This window comes from Promicromonospora sp. NFX87, assembly GCF_048564965.1.
GTDB lineage: Bacteria > Actinomycetota > Actinomycetes > Actinomycetales > Cellulomonadaceae > Promicromonospora.
In genome coordinates this window covers 3,320,932-3,338,158 of sequence record NZ_CP183413.1, presented here as the reverse complement: position 1 = coordinate 3,338,158, position 17,227 = coordinate 3,320,932, and the positions used below count along the sequence as shown (strand labels likewise).

The window sequence follows — 17,227 nt, the reverse complement described above, 5'->3', positions numbered from 1 at the left end:
GTGATTCAACCCGGTGTGCCGACTGCCTGGTGTTCCGACCCGCTCGGCAAGAGTTCCACGAGTCGGGCGTCCCGCAACTCGGGCACGATGCCCGACGCTATCTCCGCAGGCCCTGCGCCCGGCTCACGCCATGCCGATGCCATGCCGACGCTTCGGCGATGTCTCGTCGATTCCCGGCCGACGCCCCCGCCGTCGTCCCAGATGCGGCTGGGCGGACCCGTGCCCAGGCTGGTGGTGCCCGACGAGTCGAAGCGCTGAGAGGACCACGGTGGAAGCCGAGGACGATCGTGTCACCATCGTGGTCGCGAGCCGGAACCGGCGCAGCGACCTGCTCGCCTCCCTGCCCCGCCACCGGGCGCCGGTGATCCTGGTGGACAACGGCTCCGCGGACGGCAGCGCCGACGCCGTCGCGGCAGCGCACCCGAACGTCACGGTGATCCGGCTGCCCCGGAACCTCGGGGCCGCGGCCCGGACCGTCGGGGTACGGGCAGCGACCACGCAGTTCGTGGCGTTCGCCGACGACGACTCGTGGTGGGCGCCCGGCGCGCTGCGGGCGGCGGCGGACGCGCTCGCCGAGCACCCACGGCTCGGCCTCGTCTGCGCCAAGATCCTCGTGGGCCCGGAGGAGCGCGTCGACCCGGTCAGCGAGCTGATGGCGGCGTCGCCCCTGCCGCGTGTCGGCGCCACACCCGGGGAGCCGCTGCTGGGGTTCGTCGCCTGCGCCGCGATGGTGCGCCGCAGCGCGTTCCTCTCCTCGGGCGGGTTCGACACGGTCGTGCGGTTCCCCGGCGAGGAGGAACGGCTGGCGCTCGACCTCGCGGCCGGCGGCTGGGCGATGTCGTACGTCAGGGACGTGGTGGTGCACCACCACCCGTCGCCGAGCCGGCAGCCGCCGGGCAAGCGGCAGCACGGGATGGCCCGGGCGGCGACGCTCACGGCGCTCATGCGGCTGCCGTGGCGCGACGCCGTCGGCCGGATCCGGCACGTCGCGGCGCAGGGCCCGGACCACCGGTCCGGCGTGGTCCGGGGCCTGCGGGAGGCACCGGCGGCGCTCCGCCACCGCCGTCCGATCCCGGGCGAGGTGGCCGCCATGCGGAAGCTCCTGGCTCGGTGGTGACTGACCGGTGGTGACCGGCCGCGCTCAGCGCAGTCGGCGGAAGAACCCGCGGATGTCGTCGATCAGCAGGTCCGGTGCGTCGTGCGCCGCGAAGTGGGAGCCCGTGTCGTAGACGTTCCACGACACGATGTTCTTGTGGTCCCGCTCCGCGAACGCGCGGATCGAGTGGAAGTCCCAGGCGAAGTTGGCCAGCCCGATCGGCACGGTGGTCGGCTCGGACGGCTTGTCCGTGGCGTGGAAGTCCTCGTAGTAGAGACGCGCCGACGACGCCGCCGTGTTCGTGAGCCAGTAGATCATCGTGTTCGTGAGCACGTAGTCCGGGTCGAGGTTCGGGCCGAGCAGCTGCGCGTTCCAGCCGAGCTGCCCCACCGGCGAGTCCGCCAGCGCGTGCGAGAGCGTCTGCGGGGCGGTCGACTGCAGCTTGTCGTACGCGCCGCCGTTCTCCAGCCACCACGCCAGGAACTCGACGTTCTTCTGGTCCTCCGGTGACAGGCCCTCCAGCTCGGCGGGATCGCCGGACGGGAACGAGAAGATCTGGGTCACGTGCACCCCGAGCACGTGCTCGGGGTCGTGGCGCCCGACCTCCGGCGAGATGAGGGAGCCGCCGTCGTTGCCGTGCGCGCCGTACCGCTCGTACCCGAGGCGGCGCATCAGCTCGGCCCACGCCTTGGCGATCCGGTACCGGTTCCAGCCCTTGTCGGTGGTGTGGCCCGAGAAGCCGAAGCCCGGCACCGACGGGATCACCAGGTGGAACGCGTCCGCCGGGTCACCGCCGTGGGCCCGCGGGTCGCTGAGGCGGTCGACCACGTCCAGGTACTCGACGACCGTCGTCGGCCAGCCGTGCGTGAGCAGCAGGGGAGTCGCGTCCGGCTCGGGGGAGCGGACGTGCATGAAGTGCACGTTCTGCCCGTCGATGGTCGTGGTGAACTGCGGGTACCCGTTGAGCCGCGCCTCCCAGGCGCGCCAGTCGTACTCCTCGCGCCAGCGCCGGACGAGGCCCTGCAGGTAGTCGAGCGGGACGCCGTAGTCGCCTCCGGCGTCCGGCAGCTCGTTGGTCCAGCGCACGCGGGAGAGGCGCTGGTCGAGGTCGTCGAGGTCGGCCTGGGGGATGTCGATGCGGAACGGGTGGATGGCCTGCTCGTTGATGTCGCGCTCGTTGGTGTCCATGTCTCCACTCTGACGGCCCATTAGGAAGACCTGCTTCCTCATAGCGTGCGAATCTTGGGCCATGTTGGAAACCTCGGCGCGGCTCCTGCGCCTGCTCTCGCTCCTCCAGCTCCCGCGCGACTGGACCGGTACCGAGCTGGCCCAGCGGCTCGGGGTGAGCGGGCGGACCGTACGCACCGACGTCCAGCGCCTGCGCGACCTCGGCTACCCGGTCGCGGCCACCCGCGGGAACGTCGGCGGCTACCGCCTCGGCGCCGGTGCGGACCTGCCGCCGCTGCTGCTCGACGACGACGAGGCGGTAGCGGTCACCGTCGGGCTCCGGACGGCGACGGGCGGCGCCATCGCGGGGATCGAGGAGGCGTCGCTCCGAGCGCTGGCCAAGCTGGAGCAGGTGCTGCCGTCCCGGCTGCGCCGCCGGGTCAGCGCGCTGCAGACCTTTACGGTGCCGGTGCCTCGCGACGACGCGGGACCGTCCGTCGACACGGAGATCCTGACAGGGCTCGCCGCCGTCTGCCGCGACCGCGAACGGCTCCGGTTCGACTACGCGGACCACTCCGGCGCGGACACCGTGCGCGCCGTCGAGCCGTACCGGCTGGTCAGCTGGGGCCGCCGCTGGTACCTCTTCGCGTGGGACCTGGACCGGGAGGACTGGCGGACCTTCCGCGTCGACCGGATGCGGCCGCGCATCCCTACCGGCCCGCGGTTCGCTCCACGCGAGCTGCCCGACGACGTCGCGGCGTACGTGTCGAGCCGGGTCTCCGCCGCCGCGTGGCGCTACCGGGCGCGCGTCACCGTGCACGCCCCTGCCGAGGTGGTGGGCGAACGGATCAGCCCGGCGGTCGGCGTCGTCGAACGCGTCGACGAGCACACGTGCGTGCTGGACACCGGCGCCGACACCGTGGAGACGCTCGGCGCGCACCTGGGACTGCTGGACGCGGACTTCGAGGTGACGGGCCCGCCGGAGCTCGTCACCCACCTCCGCCGTCTGGCCGCCCGCTACGCCCGCTCGACCCCGGACCGTTGAGTGCTGGGTATTTGCCCTTCCCGAGCAAGAAAGGGGGCAAATATCCAGCACTCAACGGGAGGTGGTCAGAGGGATCCGCCCGCGGCCTTCGGGGCGGCGGCGGACTCGCCCGCGTCGCCGATCGTCTCGCGCGCCACGTAGTTCTCCAGGTCGAACAGGTTGTCGCCGGCGCGCTTGGCGACGGTGACGAGAGTGGTCGCCGATGCGACCTCCTCGACCTGCTCCTCGAGGAACCACATGAGGAACTGCTCGCCCAGGGCGTCGCCCTCCTCGCGCGCCGCGCGGAAGATCGCCTCGATCTGCCGCGTGACCTGCTGCTCCTGGTCCAGCGCGAGCTGGAGCGGCTCGATCACGTCGGCGAAGTCGTTGCGCACCGCGGGGGTCCCGGGGATCTGCACGGGCAGGCCGCGGTCCAGGTGGTACTGCACGATCATCATCCCGTGGTTGCGCTCCTCGAGCGCCTGCCGGTAGAAGTGCGCGGCCAGCTGCGGCAGGTCGTGGCTGTCGAACCAGACAGCGATCGCCACGTACTGCAGGTGCGCGGCCAGCTCGTGGCCCACCTGCTCGCCCAGCAGGCGCAGGTACTGCGAATTCTCCGAGGTCGTCGTCATGCCCCTCACGCTACCCGGGGTCGGGGACACTCCGCGTCTTGACGCATGCCGATATGGGTATATGTTTGAGCCATGGCACGAGCAGCGACCACAACCGACGCGTTCAACGCGGTGGCCGAGCCGCGCCGCCGCGAGATCCTCGACGCCCTGGCCGGCGGCGAGCTCGCGGTGGGCGACCTGACCGAGCTGCTCGGGCTCGCCCAGCCGCAGGTGTCCAAGCACCTGCGGGTCCTGAGGGAGGTGGGGCTGGTGGACGTGCGCGACGACGGGCGCCGGCGCCTGTACCGCGTGAACGCCGCGCCGCTGCGCGCGGTCCACGACTGGGTGGTCGGGTACGAGCGGCTCTGGAACGAGCGGTTCGACCTGATCGACGACGTCCTCGACGAGCTCACCCGAACGACGTCCGACGCATCCGAGTCATCTGAGTCAGCAACGGCAACCGAAAATGAAACGGGAAGAGGAGATTGACATGGCAACCACCACCAAGGGCAGCGCGGTCCTGACGCTGCCCAGCGACACCGAGATCCTGGTCACCCGGGAGTTCAACGCACCGCGCCACCTCGTGTGGAAGGTGCTCACCGAGCCCGACCTGATCAAGCGCTGGTGGGCCGGGCAGCGCGGGACCGTGACGAGCGCGTCGGTCGACCTCCGGGTCGGCGGCACGTGGCGGTACGTCATGACGGCCGACGGCGGGTTCGAGGTGGGCTTCCACGGCGAGTTCCGCGAGATCGACGCGCCGGCGGGCATGGTGCAGACGGAGGTCTACGAGGGGGCGCCGGACGGCGACTCGGAGCCCACCCTGAACCACTACACGCTCGTCGAGCGGGACGGGCGCACCACGCTCACGGTCCGCACGGTCACCTCCAGCAAGGAGCTGCGCGACCTGATCGTCGACTCGGGCATGGAGGGCGGCATGCAGGAGGGCTACGACCTCCTGGAGGAGCTGGCGGTCGCCCTGGCGGGGTCCTGACCCCGCCACGTCGTTGAGTGCTGGGTATTTGTCCCCGCGCGAGCCGGAACTCGACAAATATCCAGCACTCAACGGAGGGCGGTTCGGAGGGCTGCCGTCAGCTCCTCGACCTGGGTCAGCTGGGCCGGGGTCAGGGCGTCCACGAACAACTCGCGGACCGCGCGCAGGTGCGGGACCGACGCGCTCCGGAAGGCGCGTGCGCCCTCGTCGGTGAGCACCACCTCGGCGCCGCGGTAGTCGACGGCGCAGTCGTCGCGGCGGATGAGGCCGCGCCCCTCCATGCGCCGGATGTGATGGGACAGCCTGCTGCGCTCCCAGCCGACGGCGTCCGCGAGCTCGGAGGAGCGCAGCCGGCGCCCGTCCGCCTCGCTCAGGGCGAGCAGCACCGCGTAGTCGCCGGGCGACAGCGCCGACTCCTCGTGCAGACGGCTGCTCAGCCGCGTGTTCAGCGCCTGCGCGGTCTCGATGAACCCGCGCCAGATGCGCAGCTCGTCCGCCGTCGGCGACTGCCGGGTGCCGGCCCGGCCCGGGCGGAGCGGCGTGTCCTGCGTCACGGTGACCTCCAGTGATTGACGTGTCAACCATATCGGGTACATGATTGACACGTCAATCAAATGTGCAGGGCAGTCGTGGAGGAGTCCTTATGGGCGACATCGAGATCGAGTTCGGCATCGACACTTTCGGCGACCTGCCGCGGAACGACCGCGGCGAGGTCATGTCCCACGGCGCGGCCATCCGCAGCACCGTCGAGGAGGCGGTGCTCGCGGACCAGATCGGGATCGACGTGATCGCCGTCGGCGAGCACCACCGGCCCGAGTTCGCGATCTCCACGCCGGAGACGGTGCTGGCCGGCATCGCGACCGCTACCTCGAAGATCAAGCTCGCCTCGGGCGTGACCGTCCTGAGCTCCGACGACCCGGTGCGGGTCTTCCAGCGGTTCGCGACCGTCGACGCGCTGTCCAACGGCCGGGCCGAGGTCATCCTCGGACGCGGCTCGTTCACCGAGTCGTTCCCGCTGTTCGGCTACGACCTGCGCGACTACGACCAGCTGTTCGAGGAGAAGATCGACCTGTTCGTGAAGCTCCTCGACGAGAAGCCGGTCACCTGGGAGGGCAAGCTGCGGCCCTCGCTGGAGAACGCCGACGTCTTCCCCAAGACGGACTCGGGCCGCCTGACCACCTGGGTCGGCGTGGGCGGCTCGCCGCAGTCGGTGATCCGCACCGCCCAGTACGGGCTGCGGCTGATGCTCGCGATCATCGGCGGCGCGCCCGAGCGGTTCGTGCCGTACGTCGACCTCTACCGCCGGGCGACCAGGGAGCTCGGCACCACCGCCTACCCCGTGGGCATGCACTCGCCGGGCTTCGTCGCCGAGACGGACGAGAAGGCGATGGAGCTGTTCTACCCGGGGTACAAGGTGATCCGCGACCGCATCGGCGCCCTGCGCGGCTGGCCGCCCCTGCGCCGCGAGGAGTTCGAGGCGGACGTCGCCGAGGGCTCGCTCTACGTGGGCTCGCCCGAGACCGTCGCCCGCAAGATGGCCCGCGCCATCGGCGCCCTCGACGTCGGCCGGTTCGACCTCATCTACTCCTCGGCGGGCACGGTGCGCGCGAGCGACCGGCTCCGCGCCGTAGAGCTCTACGGCACGCAGGTCATCCCGATGGTCCGCGAGCTGCTCGCCGAGCAGCCGGCGAAGGTCGAGGTCGCGTGATGGCGGCGGCTCCCGTGCGCACCCTCGGGATCCTCGGCGCCGGCAAGGTCGGCACCGTGCTGGCCCGCCTCGCCGTCGCCGCCGGATACCGCGTGCTCGTGGCGGGCTCCGGCGACCCGGCCCGGATCGCGCTCACCGTGGAGGTCCTCGCTCCGGGGGCCCGCGCGGTCGACGGGGAGACGGCGGCCCGCGAGGCGGACGCCGTCGTCCTCGCCCTGCCGCTCGGCAAGTACCGGTCGATCCCGGCCGCTGCGCTGGAGGGCAAGCTCGTCGTCGACTCGATGAACCACTGGTGGGAGATCGACGGGCCCCGCGACGGGATCCTGCCGGCGGGGGAGTCCACGAGCGAGCTCGTCCAGGCCGCGCTCCCGGGCACGCGCGTCGTCAAGGCGTTCAACCACATGGGCTATCACGACCTCGAGGACGGAGCCCGGCCGGCCGGCGCGCCCGGCCGCAAGGCGATAGGGATCGCCGGCGACGACCAGGCCGACGTCGCGGCGGTGGCAGAGATCGTCGACGCGCTCGGCTTCGACCCGGTGGTCGTCGGAAAGCTCGCCGAGGGGGTCCGCATGGAGCCCGGCACGCCGGCCTTCGGCGCGAACGTCGATGCCGGGCGGCTCGGGGAGATGCTGGACGGCGACCGCTCGACCGCTCGGTAGCATCAGGCTGCCGCCGGTCAGGTCGGCACCGGACGCACACTGGGCGCAAGGGGAGTGATGGTGACGCGGCTCGCACGCCAATGGGTGCTCGGCTGGGCGGTCTCGCGGGGGACCGAACCGCCCGTCGAGCAGGCGGAGGGTTTCTTTATCGACGTCGGCCTGCCGCACCACGTGGCACGGCACGTGCTGCTCGACGCCGACGAGGCCGCCGTCGAGCCCGCCGTCCGCAAGGTCGCCGGATCGGTCACGGTGCCGAACACGTGGCTCAAGGCGTTCGTCGCGCCGGAGCTCGTCACGTCCTGGCTCCCGCCGGGCTGGACGTCCGGGCCGCCGACCTTTCTCATGGCCACGGAGCTGCGTCCGGCGGAGGTGCGCGCCCCGGACGGGTACACGCTCACCTCCGAGAGCAGCGCGGGCGTGACCTTCGTCCGCGTGCTCTCCACCGACGGCGCGGTCGCCGCCCGCGGACAGATCGCGGTGACCGGCGAGAGCGCCGTCGTCGACCAGGTGGAGACCGATCCCGCTCACCAGCGCCGCGGCCTGGGCAGCCTGGTGATGCGCACGCTGGCGAACGACGCCGTGGCACGAGGTGCCTCGACGGGTGTGCTCGGCGCGAGCGCCGAGGGGCGTGCCCTGTACGAGGCGCTGGGCTGGCAGGTGCACGCGCCGCTCGCCGGGTTCGTCTACCGGGCGACGGCCTGAGCCGGCGCGGTCGTACTCTCCTCAGCGGCCGCCGTTCAGGCGGTCAGCTCGCGCACTGCCCCGTCGACACCGCGGTGTCCAGCTCGGTGGCCCGGTCGGCGACCGGGAGCAGCTCGGCGCTCGTCATCGCGTAGCCGATGTTCTCCTCGGAGACGTCGCGCGCGAAGATGACGCCGGCCACGTCGCCGCCGGTGGTCAGGAGCGGGCCTCCCGAGTTGCCGGGGCGTACCTCGGCGGCCAGGGAGTAGACCTCGCGGTCGTTCGCGCCGCGCCCGTACGAGTCCGGCACGCGGGTGGTGCTGACGCTGAGCACCCCGGCGCTGCCCGAGGTGAACGGGCCGCCGTAGGGATACCCCTGGACGACGGCGCGGTCGCCCACCGAGAGGGTCGGCGCGATGTCGAGCGGGTCGGCGGCCAGCCCGTTGACGGCGATCACCGCGAGGTCGTCGACGGGGTCGTAGTAGACGACCCGGCCCTCCCGGACCTCGCCGCCGGGCAGCTCGACGACCGGAAGGTCCACGCCCGCGACGACGTGGGCGTTGGTCACCAGGCGGTCGGGCGCCACGACGAAGCCCGACCCGGTCGAGCTCTTCCCGCACGCGTACGCGATGCCCGAGATCCGGGCGACCGACTGCGCGGAGGCCTCCAGCTCGGCGTTGTCGAGGTCGACGGCGGGCACCACGGGCGTGTCGCGCGGCACCATCAGGATGTTCAGGCGGGGCAGGCCGTCGTCGAGCACGATGGAGCGCATCTCGGCGAGCGGCCGGCCCACGGCGGGCGGCGTCAGCTCGTCGATGGTGCGCAGGACGGTGGACGACGAGACCGCCGAGGCGACGCCGGGCGCGCCGGTGGCGCTCACCGCGTTGCCGACGAACGAGAGCGCGAGGGCGACGACGCCCACGTTCGCAACCCCGCCCAGCAGCCGTTCGAGCGGGCGGAGCGACGTGCGGTCCACGCCCTGGCGCAGGCTCCGGCCCATCCCCGCCCCGACGGACGCGCAGAACAGCGGCAGCAGGATGGCCACGGCGACGGAGACCGGCCCGCGCCACTCGGACGTGGGCAGCAGGTCGTTGACGGCGGGGACCGCCCAGAAGGCGGCGACGCCGCCGACGATGAGGCCGATCAGGCCGCCGAGCGTGGCCAGGAGGCCACGGCTCAGACCCGCCATGAGGGCCAGGAACAGCACCACGAGAAGCACCAGGTCGAACAGCTGCACGGGGCTCCTTCGGGGGCGGTGGCCTGCGGGCGGTCGGGCGGGATGAGATGACCGTAAGCGCTGAACCTGCGAGCCGCGGCCCGCGACGCACGTCCATCACCCGATCCGCCGATTTGCGGTGAGAAGTTCACCGCCACTTTCACCTTTCTTTCGGCGGTCCGGTGCGCGGTGGTGCGCGTGGCGCACGCATGTTCGTGCGCGCGCGTTCGTGGAGGAGCGCGCACGCAGGTTAGTGTGCCGCCCGCGGGCGGAGGACTTTTCACCCGCGCGTTTGTCCGAATCCTCCTACCCTGGAGCACGTATGAGCTTTGCTGACCGCATAGTCGCCGCCAACGAGCTGATCTGGTCGATCCCGCTGATCGCCCTCTGCCTCCTCGCCGGTCTGTACTTCTCCCTCCGCACCGGGTTCCTCCAGGTCCGGCACATCCCCGACATGCTCAGCCAGCTCAAGAGGGGCGAGAAGTCGGAGAACGGCACCTCCTCGTTCCAGTCGCTGATGATGTCGCTCGCGGGTCGCGTGGGGATGGGCAACATCGGCGGTGTCGCGACGGCGATCGCCTTCGGCGGTCCCGGCGCGGTGTTCTGGATGTGGACGTCGGCGTTCCTCGGCGCCGCGACCTCGTTCATCGAGTGCACCCTCGGCCAGATCTACAAGGAGAAGGACCCGGACACCGGTGAGTACCGCGGGGGCCCGGCGTACTACTTCGAGAAGGCGTACAAGCACAAGGCCCGTGGTCTGTCGCTGACCTACGGGATCGTCTTCGCGGCCGTCACCATCCTCGCGATGAGCTTCTTCCTGCCGGGCGTCCAGGCCAACGGCATGGCCTCGGCCATGAACAACGCGTGGGGCGTGCCCACCTGGGTCACCGCCGTCGGCCTGGTGATCCTGCTGGCGTTCATCGTCATCGGTGGCGTCAAGCGCATCGCGCACTTCGCCGTGATCGTGGTCCCCACCATGGCCCTGCTCTATATCCTCATCGCCGCCGTCGTGTTCTTCATGAACTTCAGCGAGATCCCCCGCGTGTTCGAGCTGATCTTCGGCAGCGCCTTCGGCGTCCAGCCGGTGTTCGGAGCGATCCTCGGCCTCGCCGTGAGGTGGGGCGTGCAGCGCGGCATCTACTCCAACGAGGCCGGCCAGGGCACCGGCCCGCACGCCGCTGCCGCCGCCGAGGTCTCGCACCCCGCCAAGCAGGGTTTCGCGCAGTCCTTCGCGGTGTACGTCGACACCCTGTTCGTCTGCTCGGCGACCGCGTTCATCATCATCTCGACCGGCATGTTCAACACCTTCGCCGGGGAGACCTGGCCGAGCGAGACGATCCACGAGGGCCACGGCGGCCTGAGCGTCGACGTCGAGCCCGGACCGGGCTTCGTGCAGCAGGGCCTGGACTCGGTGTTCCCGGGCGCCGGCCCGTCGTTCATCGCCATCGTGCTCGCGTTCTTCGTGTTCACCACGATCGTCGCGTACTACTACATGGCCGAGACGAACCTGACCTACCTCACCCGCAAGATGAAGAACCGTCTCGTGGCGCGGGGCCTGCTGCGGGTGCTGCAGGCTCTGGTGCTGGTCTCGGTGGCCTACGGCGCCGTGACCACCGCCGGTGCGGCGTGGGGTCTCGGCGACATCGGTGTGGGCTCGATGGCCTGGCTGAACATCGTCGGCATCCTGTTCCTCCAGGGCCCCGCCCTGAAGGCGCTCAAGGACTACCGCGAGCAGAAGAAGCGCGGCCTGGACCCGCAGTTCGACCCGCGCCGGCTCGGCATCGAGAACGCCACGTTCTGGGAAGACCGCGCCGACCACCACCTCCAGGCCACGGCCAGCAAGTAGCCCGCCCGAGATCGTTGAGTGCTGGGTATTTGCCCTTCTGGGGCGTGAGAAAGGGCAAATACCCAGCACTCAACGGTCAGTCGTCGAGGGGGGAGGGGCCCAGGTCGTCCAACAAGCCCTGCATGCGGGCGTAGGCCTTGTTGCGGTAGGCCACCAGCTCCGCCGTCCGGGCCGGGTCGATCTCCCGGAAGCCGCCGCCGCTCTTGGTGCCCAGGTGTCCCGAGTCGACCCGTTCCTGGAGGATCGGCGGCGTCGCGAACCGCTCGGGGAACGTCGTCTGCAGCGAGCGGTAGCAGAACGCGTACACGTCGAGCCCGGCCATGTCGGCGATCGCGAACGGCCCGAAGAACGGGAGCCGGAAGCCGAACGTGGTCCGGGCGATCATGTCGATGTCCTCCACCGAGGCGACGCCCTCGTCCACGAGCTTGGTCGCCTCGTGGAACAGGGCGTACTGCAGGCGGTTGAGCACGAACCCGGTGGCGTCCGTCAGCCGCGCGCTGCGCTTGCCGACCTGCGCCAGCAGCGCCTCGACCGGTTCGAGCACCGCTTCGTCGGTCCCGGCGTGCGGGATCAGCTCGACGCCGGGGATGAACGGCGCCGGGTTGCTGAAGTGCACGCCCAGGAAGCGCTCGGGCGCGCTGACCTGCTCGGCGAGCTGCGTGATCGAGATCGTCGACGTGTTGCTGCCGATGATCGCCGTCGGGTTGGCCGCGCTGATCCGGGCGAGCGTCGCGTGCTTGAGCTCCAGGATCTCCGGCACCGCCTCCTCGACGAACCGGGCGCCCTCGACCGCCTCCTCGACGGACGCCGCGGCGCTCAGCCGGGCCCGGACCGTCTCCGTGGCGCCCTCGGGGAACAGCCCCTCCGCCTCGAACTCCGCGGTCTCCTTCAGGATCCGCTCCAGGTTCCCGGCCGCCACCTCCGCCGAGACGTCCGCGAGCCGCACCTCGTTGCCCGCCAGCGCGAGCACCTGCCCGATCCCGCCCCCCATGTACCCCGACCCGACGATAGCGATGTGCTCGCTCATGCGTTCTCCTCCTCGTACGTTCCGATGGACGCCACCTTCCGGGCCGACGGCGAGGCCTCGTCGAACCGGTAGCCGAGCCACTCGGCGACCAGCCGCTTGGCGAGCTCCAGCCCGATGACGCGCTGCCCCATGGTCAGCACCTGGGCGTTGTTGCTCAGCACGGCACGTTCCACCGAGTAGCTGTCGTGCGCGGTCACCGCGCGGATGCCCGGCACCTTGTTCGCCGCGATGGCGACGCCGAGGCCCGTGCCGCAGAACAGCAGGGCCCGGTCGGCCTCACCCGCGGCGACCCGGCGGGCGGCGTCGACCGCGACGTGCGGGTAGTCCGTGTGCTCCTCGCCGCTCACCCCGACGTCGGTCACCGACTCGACCCGCGGGTCGGCCAGGAGCTGCGCCTTCAGCGCGTCCTTGTACTCGAGGCCTGCGTCGTCGCTGCCGACGACGAGGCGCAACCGGTCGGTCATGAGGTACGTCCTTCTGTCCGGGCGATGTGGGTCTGGGTGATGCTGGTCGGGGTGACGCTGGTCTGGGTGATGGCGGTCAGCACGAGCGCCAACGAGGTGGCGCCCGCGTCGGGATGGCCGAGGCTTCGTTCGGCGAGCGGCCGGGCCCGGCCGAGCGCGGGCCGCAGCTCGGACGTCGCCCGAGCGGCCGCCGTGGCGTCCTCGGCCGCAGCGGCGAGCGCATCGGCCAGCGGCAGGCCGTCGGCGGCAGCGGCCTCCAGCCGCTCGACGTACGGCACGAGCGCGTCGACCATGGTCTTGTCGCCGACCTTCGCCCGGCCCAGGCGCACCACCGTGTCCAGGGCGGCGCGTGCGGCGGCCGCTACCTGGGTGGCGTCCACGTCGTCCTGGTCGAGCGCGGGCGCGATCGAGGTCAGCGCGGCGCCCCACAGTGCGCCCGACGTGCCACCGGCGATCTCGCTCCAGCCCTCGCCGGCCGCTCGTAGGACGGCGCTCAGGCCGGAGTCCCGGGCCACGGTCGCCGCGTCGAGCGCGGCGTCGATCCCGCGGCGCATGCCGACGCCGTGGTCGCCGTCGCCCGCTATCGCGTCGATGCGGCCCAGCTCGTCCTCGTGCTCGTGGAGCGTCGCCTGCGTCGCCGCCAGCAGGACCAGCGCGCGGTCGGCCCGCGCGACCGACGCCGGTGAGGCGGTCCTGACCGGCTCGGAGCCGGACGACGCCGGGCCGGGGCTCGCGGCGGCGCGGGCGCCGTCGTCCGACCTGTTGGGGGAGTTCTGTTCGACCCGCCCCTTGCGGTACGCGGGCGTGTACGCGGGAGCCCGCCAGAGCTCCTCGAGCTTCTCGGTGAGCCAGAACAGCGTCACCGACACGCCGGCCATGTCCAGGCTCGTCACCAGCTCGCCGCACTCCGGCTCGACGACGGTCAGGCCCACGTCCCCGAGCCGCGCGGCCACCTGGCCGTAGAGCACGAAGAGCTCCTCGTACTTGACGGTGCCCAGCCCGTTGACCAGGACGGCGACCCGGTCGCCGCGGTCCTCCGGCACGTCCGCCAGCAGCTCGGAGACCAGGATCTCGGCGATCTCGGCGGCCGAGCCCATCGGCACGTCCCGGATCCCCGGCTCGCCGTGGATGCCCAGCCCCACCGACATCATGCCCTCGGGCACCGTGAACAGCGGGCCGTCGGCCCCGGGGAAGGTGCACCCGCCGAACGCCACCCCCAGGGTCCGCGTGCGGTGGTTCGCCGCGATCGCGAGCCGCTCCACCTCGTCGAGCGAGTCCCCACGCTCGGCGGCCGCGCCGGCGACCTTGAACACCACGAAGTCACCCGCGATGCCACGCCGGTCGGCGATCCGGTCGGCCGGGGCGCTCGCGATGTCGTCCGTCACCAGGAGGGTGCGCGTGTCGATCCCCTCGGCGCGCAGCCGCTCCTGCGCCGCGCCGAAGTGCAGGACGTCGCCCGCGTAGTTGCCGTAGCTGAACAGCACGCCGCCGCCGGCGTCGGCCCCGCGGGCCACCCGGTAGGCCTGCCCCGCGGACGGCGACGTGAAGATGTTGCCGCAGACGGCGCCCGCGGCCAGTCCCGCGCCGACCACGCCGGCGAACGCCGGGTAGTGCCCCGAACCGCCGCCCACCACGACCGCGACGTGGCCGTCTGCGAGGGGGTCGGCGCGCACCACACCGCCGTCCACCCTGCGGACCAGGTCGCCGTGCACGGCGGCGAACCCGGCCAGGGCGTCCTGGACGAAGCCCTCCGCCGTGTCGAGCACCCGCGTCATCGGGCCGCTCCGGTCAGGTCGGGCTGGCGCACCCGGCTGGTGCCGAGCGCGTAGCCGTGCCGCTTGGGCAGCACGTGCCGGCGCAGGTAGTCGCGGTTGGCCGCGCACACGCTGAGCCCGTCGCCGCCGTAGTTCTCCGTGCAGATCACGCCCTGGAACCCGTTGGCGAGCGCCGTCCGGAACGCGGACCGGTAGTCGATCAGGCCGAACTGCATGGGCGCGGGGACGGAGAAGTAGGCGTCGCGCTCCAGGTCCTCGTCGCGCGAGTAGTTCTTGACGTGCCAGAAGTTCGTGTACGGCAGGGTCTTCTCGACCAGCTCCTGCCACGGCTCGACCGGCCGGTGGAGGCGGACCAGGTTGGCGATGTCCGGGTTGAGGCCCACCTCCGGCAGGCCGATGTCCTCGACCAGCCGGACGGCGGAGTCGGCGGTACCCAGGAACGTGTCCTCGTACATCTCCAGGGACAGCAGCACACCCACCTCGGCGGCGTGCCGGCCCAGCTCCTGGAAGCGGGACACGGCCAGGGGCCGGTCGTCCGGGTCGTCGTGGTGCCCGGGGGCGGTCCAGAACCACAGCTGTTCCTTCTGCTGCGCGGTCAGCGCCTGGTGCAGGCCGACCGAGACGACGCCGATGCCCAGCGCGGCCGCCGCGTCGATCGTGCGGTGGCTGTAGGCGAGGTTCGCCGCGCCGTCCTTGGCGTCGATGACGCTGCGCCGGATCGCCGAGACCGAGGCCAGGCCGAGGCCGAGGTCCCGCGCCGTGCCGGCGAGCCGGTCCAGCGACGGCCCGTCCAGGTCGCCCGGCCGCAGCCAGGAGTCCGTCAGGTCGACGTGGTCGAACCCGGCGTCGGCGATGTCGGTGAGCACCTCGTGCCACACCGCGGGGTCGTCCTGGGCGGGGCCGTCCGGCGTCACCGCGGGGAACGGCAGGGTGCTGGCCGCGATCGGCCAGTCGGCCGCCAGGAGGCGCCCGGCCGGCTGCTCGGTGCCGCCGGACGCCGTCCGGTCAGCCGTGGTGGTCTGTTCCGTGGTCAACTCTGACCTCCGTCCTGGGCACGCCGGTCTCCGTTGAGCCGGGTCGTGCCCTCGTTGGTGAAGTGGTTACTGCTCGGCGGGCGGGCTGGTGGACCCGCGGACCACCAGCTCGGTCGCGAGCTCGATGTGGCGCGAGACCGGCTCCTGGCCGCCCGCCAGAGCCAGGACGCTGTCCAGCGCGACGCGCCCCATCTCCCACAGCGGCTGCCGGACGGCAGTGAGCGGTGGTGTGGACCATGCCGCGAGGTAGGTGTCGTCGTAGCCGACGACGCTCAGGTCGCGCGGCACGTCGAGCCCGTGCCGGCGCGCCGCCGCCAGCACCCCCATGGCCTGGGTGTCGCTGGCGGCGAAGACCGCGGTCGGCCGGAGGCCGGACCGGAACCAGCGGTCGGCGACCGCGAAGCCGGAGTCGTAGTCGAAGCCCGTGAACTCCACGAGCTCCTCGTCGACGGGGACGTTCGCCGAGGCGAGCGCGGCCCGGAACCCGTGGACGCGCGCGGTCGCCGCGACCGACTGCGGGCGCCCGCCGAGCGCGGCGATCCGCCGGTGGCCGAGGCCGAGCAGGTGCTCCGTGGCCGACATGCCGCCGGTGAAGTTCGTCGAGCCGACGCTCGGGACGTCCGGGTTCGTCAGGTCGAGCGGGTCGATGACGACGACGGGCAGGTGCTCCTGGCTCAGCCCGGAGACGTGCTCGGGGCTGAGGTCCGCCGTGAGGATGATCGCCCCGGTACGGCCGGCGCCCGACAGACGGCGAGCCCAGTCGCCCGGCGCCAGCCAGCCGGCGTCGGGTGCCGCCCGGTGAAAGCGGCTGACCACGATGTCGGCGTCGGCCGTCTCGGCGGCGTCGGTCACCCCGCGCAGCACCTCCATCGCGTACGGGGTGGTGAGCTGGTCCGCCATCACCTCGATGCTGCGCTGCGCCAGCGGTCCGCGCGTGCCACGGCGCACGTAGCCGAGCTCCTCGATCGCCGCCTTGACCCGTGCGCGGGTCTCCACGGCGACGTCCGTGTGCCCGTTGAGGACCTTGGACACCGTCGGCATCGAGACGGCGGCGGACCCGGCGACGTCCGCGAGGGTGGGACGTTTGCCCGCAGTTCTTTCGAAATGTTTCGCTGGCACGCCTTCGAATCTAGCCCAGTCCCGGGCGGATGGGCAACGTTTTCGACGAAGAGAACAGTGCCGTTGGTCAGGGCGAGCGATGGGGTAGTTCCGTCGAAATATTTCGACGGACTGCTACGAGGAGGACGGCGGGGCGGTGGGAGCCAGGAGGGCGTCGATGATCCCGGCCATGGTCTCGGGCATGGGCAGCCGGGCGAGCGTCCTGAAGAGCAGGGTGCCGAGCAGGGCGTCGGCCACGGACTCGGGGCTGACGGCGGGGCTGAGCTGGCCGGCGTCCTGCCCCTGCCTGAGCCGGGCCACCAGGGACTCGTAGGTGGGCCGCATGATGTGTTCGTAGAGCCGGCTCGCGTCCTGCTCGGGGCCGGTCGCCGCGGTGACGAGCGCCCGGACGACCTGCAGGAAACGCGAGTCGTTCATCTTGACGGCCGAGGTTGCGGACCACGCCTTCAGATCGTCGCCGAGGTCGCCGGTGTCGGGGAGGTCCAGGGCGGGCAGCCGGAGGAGGCCCTCGATGACGGCGTCCGCGACGACCATCGACTTGGCCGACCACCAGCGGTAGATCGTCTGCTTGCCGGCCCCGGCGCGCGAGGCGATCGCGTCGATCGTGACGTGGTCGTAGCCCAGCTCCGTGGTGAGGGCCGCGGCGGCCTCGAGGATCGCCAGCCGGGTCGCCTCGCTGCGCGGCCGGCCGATCCTCGTGCCTGTCATGTGCCGATCCTATGGGCTAGTCTGCATTTACGAGACATGAAGTCTCGATAGTCGCGAGGGAGCACCATGGCTGACGAAGTGGTTGACGTTGTGGTTGTCGT

At 71.9% G+C, this 17,227-nt stretch carries 18 protein-coding genes; 8 read left to right on the top strand and 10 right to left on the bottom strand.

Translation table 11 applies throughout. The features are described from left to right. Positions 1-268: 268 nt before the first annotated feature. Entirely contained in the window at positions 269-1,117 is an 849-nt protein-coding gene (locus ACNYC2_RS15055) for a glycosyltransferase family 2 protein (protein WP_419702572.1), read from the top strand. Positions 1,118-1,141: 24 nt separating this feature from the next. Here the strand turns inward: ACNYC2_RS15055 and ACNYC2_RS15050 are convergent, their stop codons facing one another. Beyond that, entirely contained in the window at positions 1,142-2,284 is a 1,143-nt protein-coding gene (locus ACNYC2_RS15050) for an epoxide hydrolase family protein (RefSeq protein ID WP_419702571.1), read from the bottom strand. Between the two features lie 61 nt (positions 2,285-2,345). On the opposite strand from ACNYC2_RS15050, the gene ACNYC2_RS15045 reads away from it, so the two are divergent. Then, entirely contained in the window at positions 2,346-3,308 is a 963-nt protein-coding gene (locus tag ACNYC2_RS15045) for a helix-turn-helix transcriptional regulator (protein WP_419702570.1), read from the top strand. Between the two features lie 65 nt (positions 3,309-3,373). Here the strand turns inward: ACNYC2_RS15045 and ACNYC2_RS15040 are convergent, their stop codons facing one another. Then, complete coding sequence (locus ACNYC2_RS15040) at positions 3,374-3,919, bottom strand: ferritin (protein ID WP_419702569.1); 546 nt, start codon at positions 3,917-3,919, stop codon at positions 3,374-3,376. A 72-nt stretch (positions 3,920-3,991) separates the two neighbouring features. Here ACNYC2_RS15040 and ACNYC2_RS15035 point away from each other — a divergent pair, with 72 nt between their 5' ends. After that, positions 3,992-4,387, top strand: coding sequence for an ArsR/SmtB family transcription factor (locus ACNYC2_RS15035; RefSeq protein WP_419702568.1), 396 nt, complete (start codon positions 3,992-3,994; stop codon positions 4,385-4,387). A gap of 1 nt (position 4,388) precedes the next feature. Then, positions 4,389-4,889 carry an SRPBCC family protein gene (locus ACNYC2_RS15030; RefSeq protein WP_419702567.1) on the top strand — a complete coding sequence of 167 codons (501 nt, stop codon included), beginning with the start codon at positions 4,389-4,391 and terminating at the stop codon, positions 4,887-4,889. A 68-nt stretch (positions 4,890-4,957) separates the two neighbouring features. Here the strand turns inward: ACNYC2_RS15030 and ACNYC2_RS15025 are convergent, their stop codons facing one another. Next, positions 4,958-5,443, bottom strand: a complete 486-nt coding sequence (locus tag ACNYC2_RS15025; protein ID WP_419702566.1) for a MarR family winged helix-turn-helix transcriptional regulator — start codon at positions 5,441-5,443, stop codon at positions 4,958-4,960. 89 nt (positions 5,444-5,532) lie between these two features. Here ACNYC2_RS15025 and ACNYC2_RS15020 point away from each other — a divergent pair, with 89 nt between their 5' ends. Genes ACNYC2_RS15020 through ACNYC2_RS15010 form a run of 3 tightly spaced genes read left to right on the top strand, consistent with a single transcriptional unit; the run spans position 5,533 to position 7,958 of the window. Continuing rightward, positions 5,533-6,597 carry an LLM class flavin-dependent oxidoreductase gene (locus tag ACNYC2_RS15020; RefSeq protein ID WP_419702565.1) on the top strand — a complete coding sequence of 355 codons (1,065 nt, stop codon included), beginning with the start codon at positions 5,533-5,535 and terminating at the stop codon, positions 6,595-6,597. Then, positions 6,597-7,256, top strand: a complete 660-nt coding sequence (locus ACNYC2_RS15015; protein ID WP_419702564.1) for an NADPH-dependent F420 reductase — start codon at positions 6,597-6,599, stop codon at positions 7,254-7,256. The genes ACNYC2_RS15020 and ACNYC2_RS15015 overlap by 1 nt, the downstream gene beginning before the upstream one ends. 57 nt (positions 7,257-7,313) lie before the next feature. Further along, on the top strand, positions 7,314-7,958 hold the full coding sequence (locus tag ACNYC2_RS15010) for a GNAT family N-acetyltransferase (RefSeq protein WP_419702563.1): 645 nt from the start codon (positions 7,314-7,316) through the stop codon (positions 7,956-7,958). A gap of 43 nt (positions 7,959-8,001) precedes the next feature. On the opposite strand, the gene ACNYC2_RS15005 is transcribed toward ACNYC2_RS15010, so the two are convergent. Continuing rightward, positions 8,002-9,174: a MarP family serine protease gene (locus ACNYC2_RS15005; protein ID WP_419702562.1), complete on the bottom strand. Its 1,173-nt coding sequence runs from the start codon at positions 9,172-9,174 to the stop codon at positions 8,002-8,004. 301 nt (positions 9,175-9,475) lie between these two features. On the opposite strand from ACNYC2_RS15005, the gene ACNYC2_RS15000 reads away from it, so the two are divergent. Beyond that, complete coding sequence (locus ACNYC2_RS15000) at positions 9,476-10,999, top strand: alanine/glycine:cation symporter family protein (RefSeq protein WP_419702561.1); 1,524 nt, start codon at positions 9,476-9,478, stop codon at positions 10,997-10,999. A gap of 76 nt (positions 11,000-11,075) precedes the next feature. Here ACNYC2_RS15000 and ACNYC2_RS14995 read toward each other — a convergent pair whose 3' ends face one another. The 6 genes from ACNYC2_RS14995 to ACNYC2_RS14970 form a co-directional block, all read right to left on the bottom strand. Continuing rightward, entirely contained in the window at positions 11,076-12,026 is a 951-nt protein-coding gene (locus ACNYC2_RS14995) for a 3-hydroxyacyl-CoA dehydrogenase family protein (protein ID WP_419702560.1), read from the bottom strand. Next, positions 12,023-12,490 (bottom strand): ribose-5-phosphate isomerase, encoded by a 468-nt coding sequence (locus ACNYC2_RS14990; protein ID WP_419702559.1) that lies wholly within the window; start codon positions 12,488-12,490, stop codon positions 12,023-12,025. The genes ACNYC2_RS14995 and ACNYC2_RS14990 overlap by 4 nt, the downstream gene beginning before the upstream one ends. Continuing rightward, positions 12,487-14,265, bottom strand: coding sequence for a dihydroxyacetone kinase family protein (locus ACNYC2_RS14985; protein WP_419702558.1), 1,779 nt, complete (start codon positions 14,263-14,265; stop codon positions 12,487-12,489). Before ACNYC2_RS14985 ends, ACNYC2_RS14990 begins: the two co-directional genes overlap by 4 nt. Further along, positions 14,262-15,227: a sugar phosphate isomerase/epimerase family protein gene (locus ACNYC2_RS14980; protein WP_419707837.1), complete on the bottom strand. Its 966-nt coding sequence runs from the start codon at positions 15,225-15,227 to the stop codon at positions 14,262-14,264. Before ACNYC2_RS14980 ends, ACNYC2_RS14985 begins: the two co-directional genes overlap by 4 nt. Positions 15,228-15,365: 138 nt before the next feature. Beyond that, positions 15,366-16,418 (bottom strand): LacI family DNA-binding transcriptional regulator, encoded by a 1,053-nt coding sequence (locus tag ACNYC2_RS14975; protein WP_419702557.1) that lies wholly within the window; start codon positions 16,416-16,418, stop codon positions 15,366-15,368. A 114-nt stretch (positions 16,419-16,532) separates the two neighbouring features. Beyond that, the gene (locus ACNYC2_RS14970) at positions 16,533-17,126 is read right to left on the bottom strand and encodes a TetR/AcrR family transcriptional regulator C-terminal ligand-binding domain-containing protein (RefSeq protein ID WP_419702556.1); all 594 of its coding nucleotides are present in this window, start codon (positions 17,124-17,126) and stop codon (positions 16,533-16,535) included. Positions 17,127-17,227: the final 101 nt, after the last annotated feature.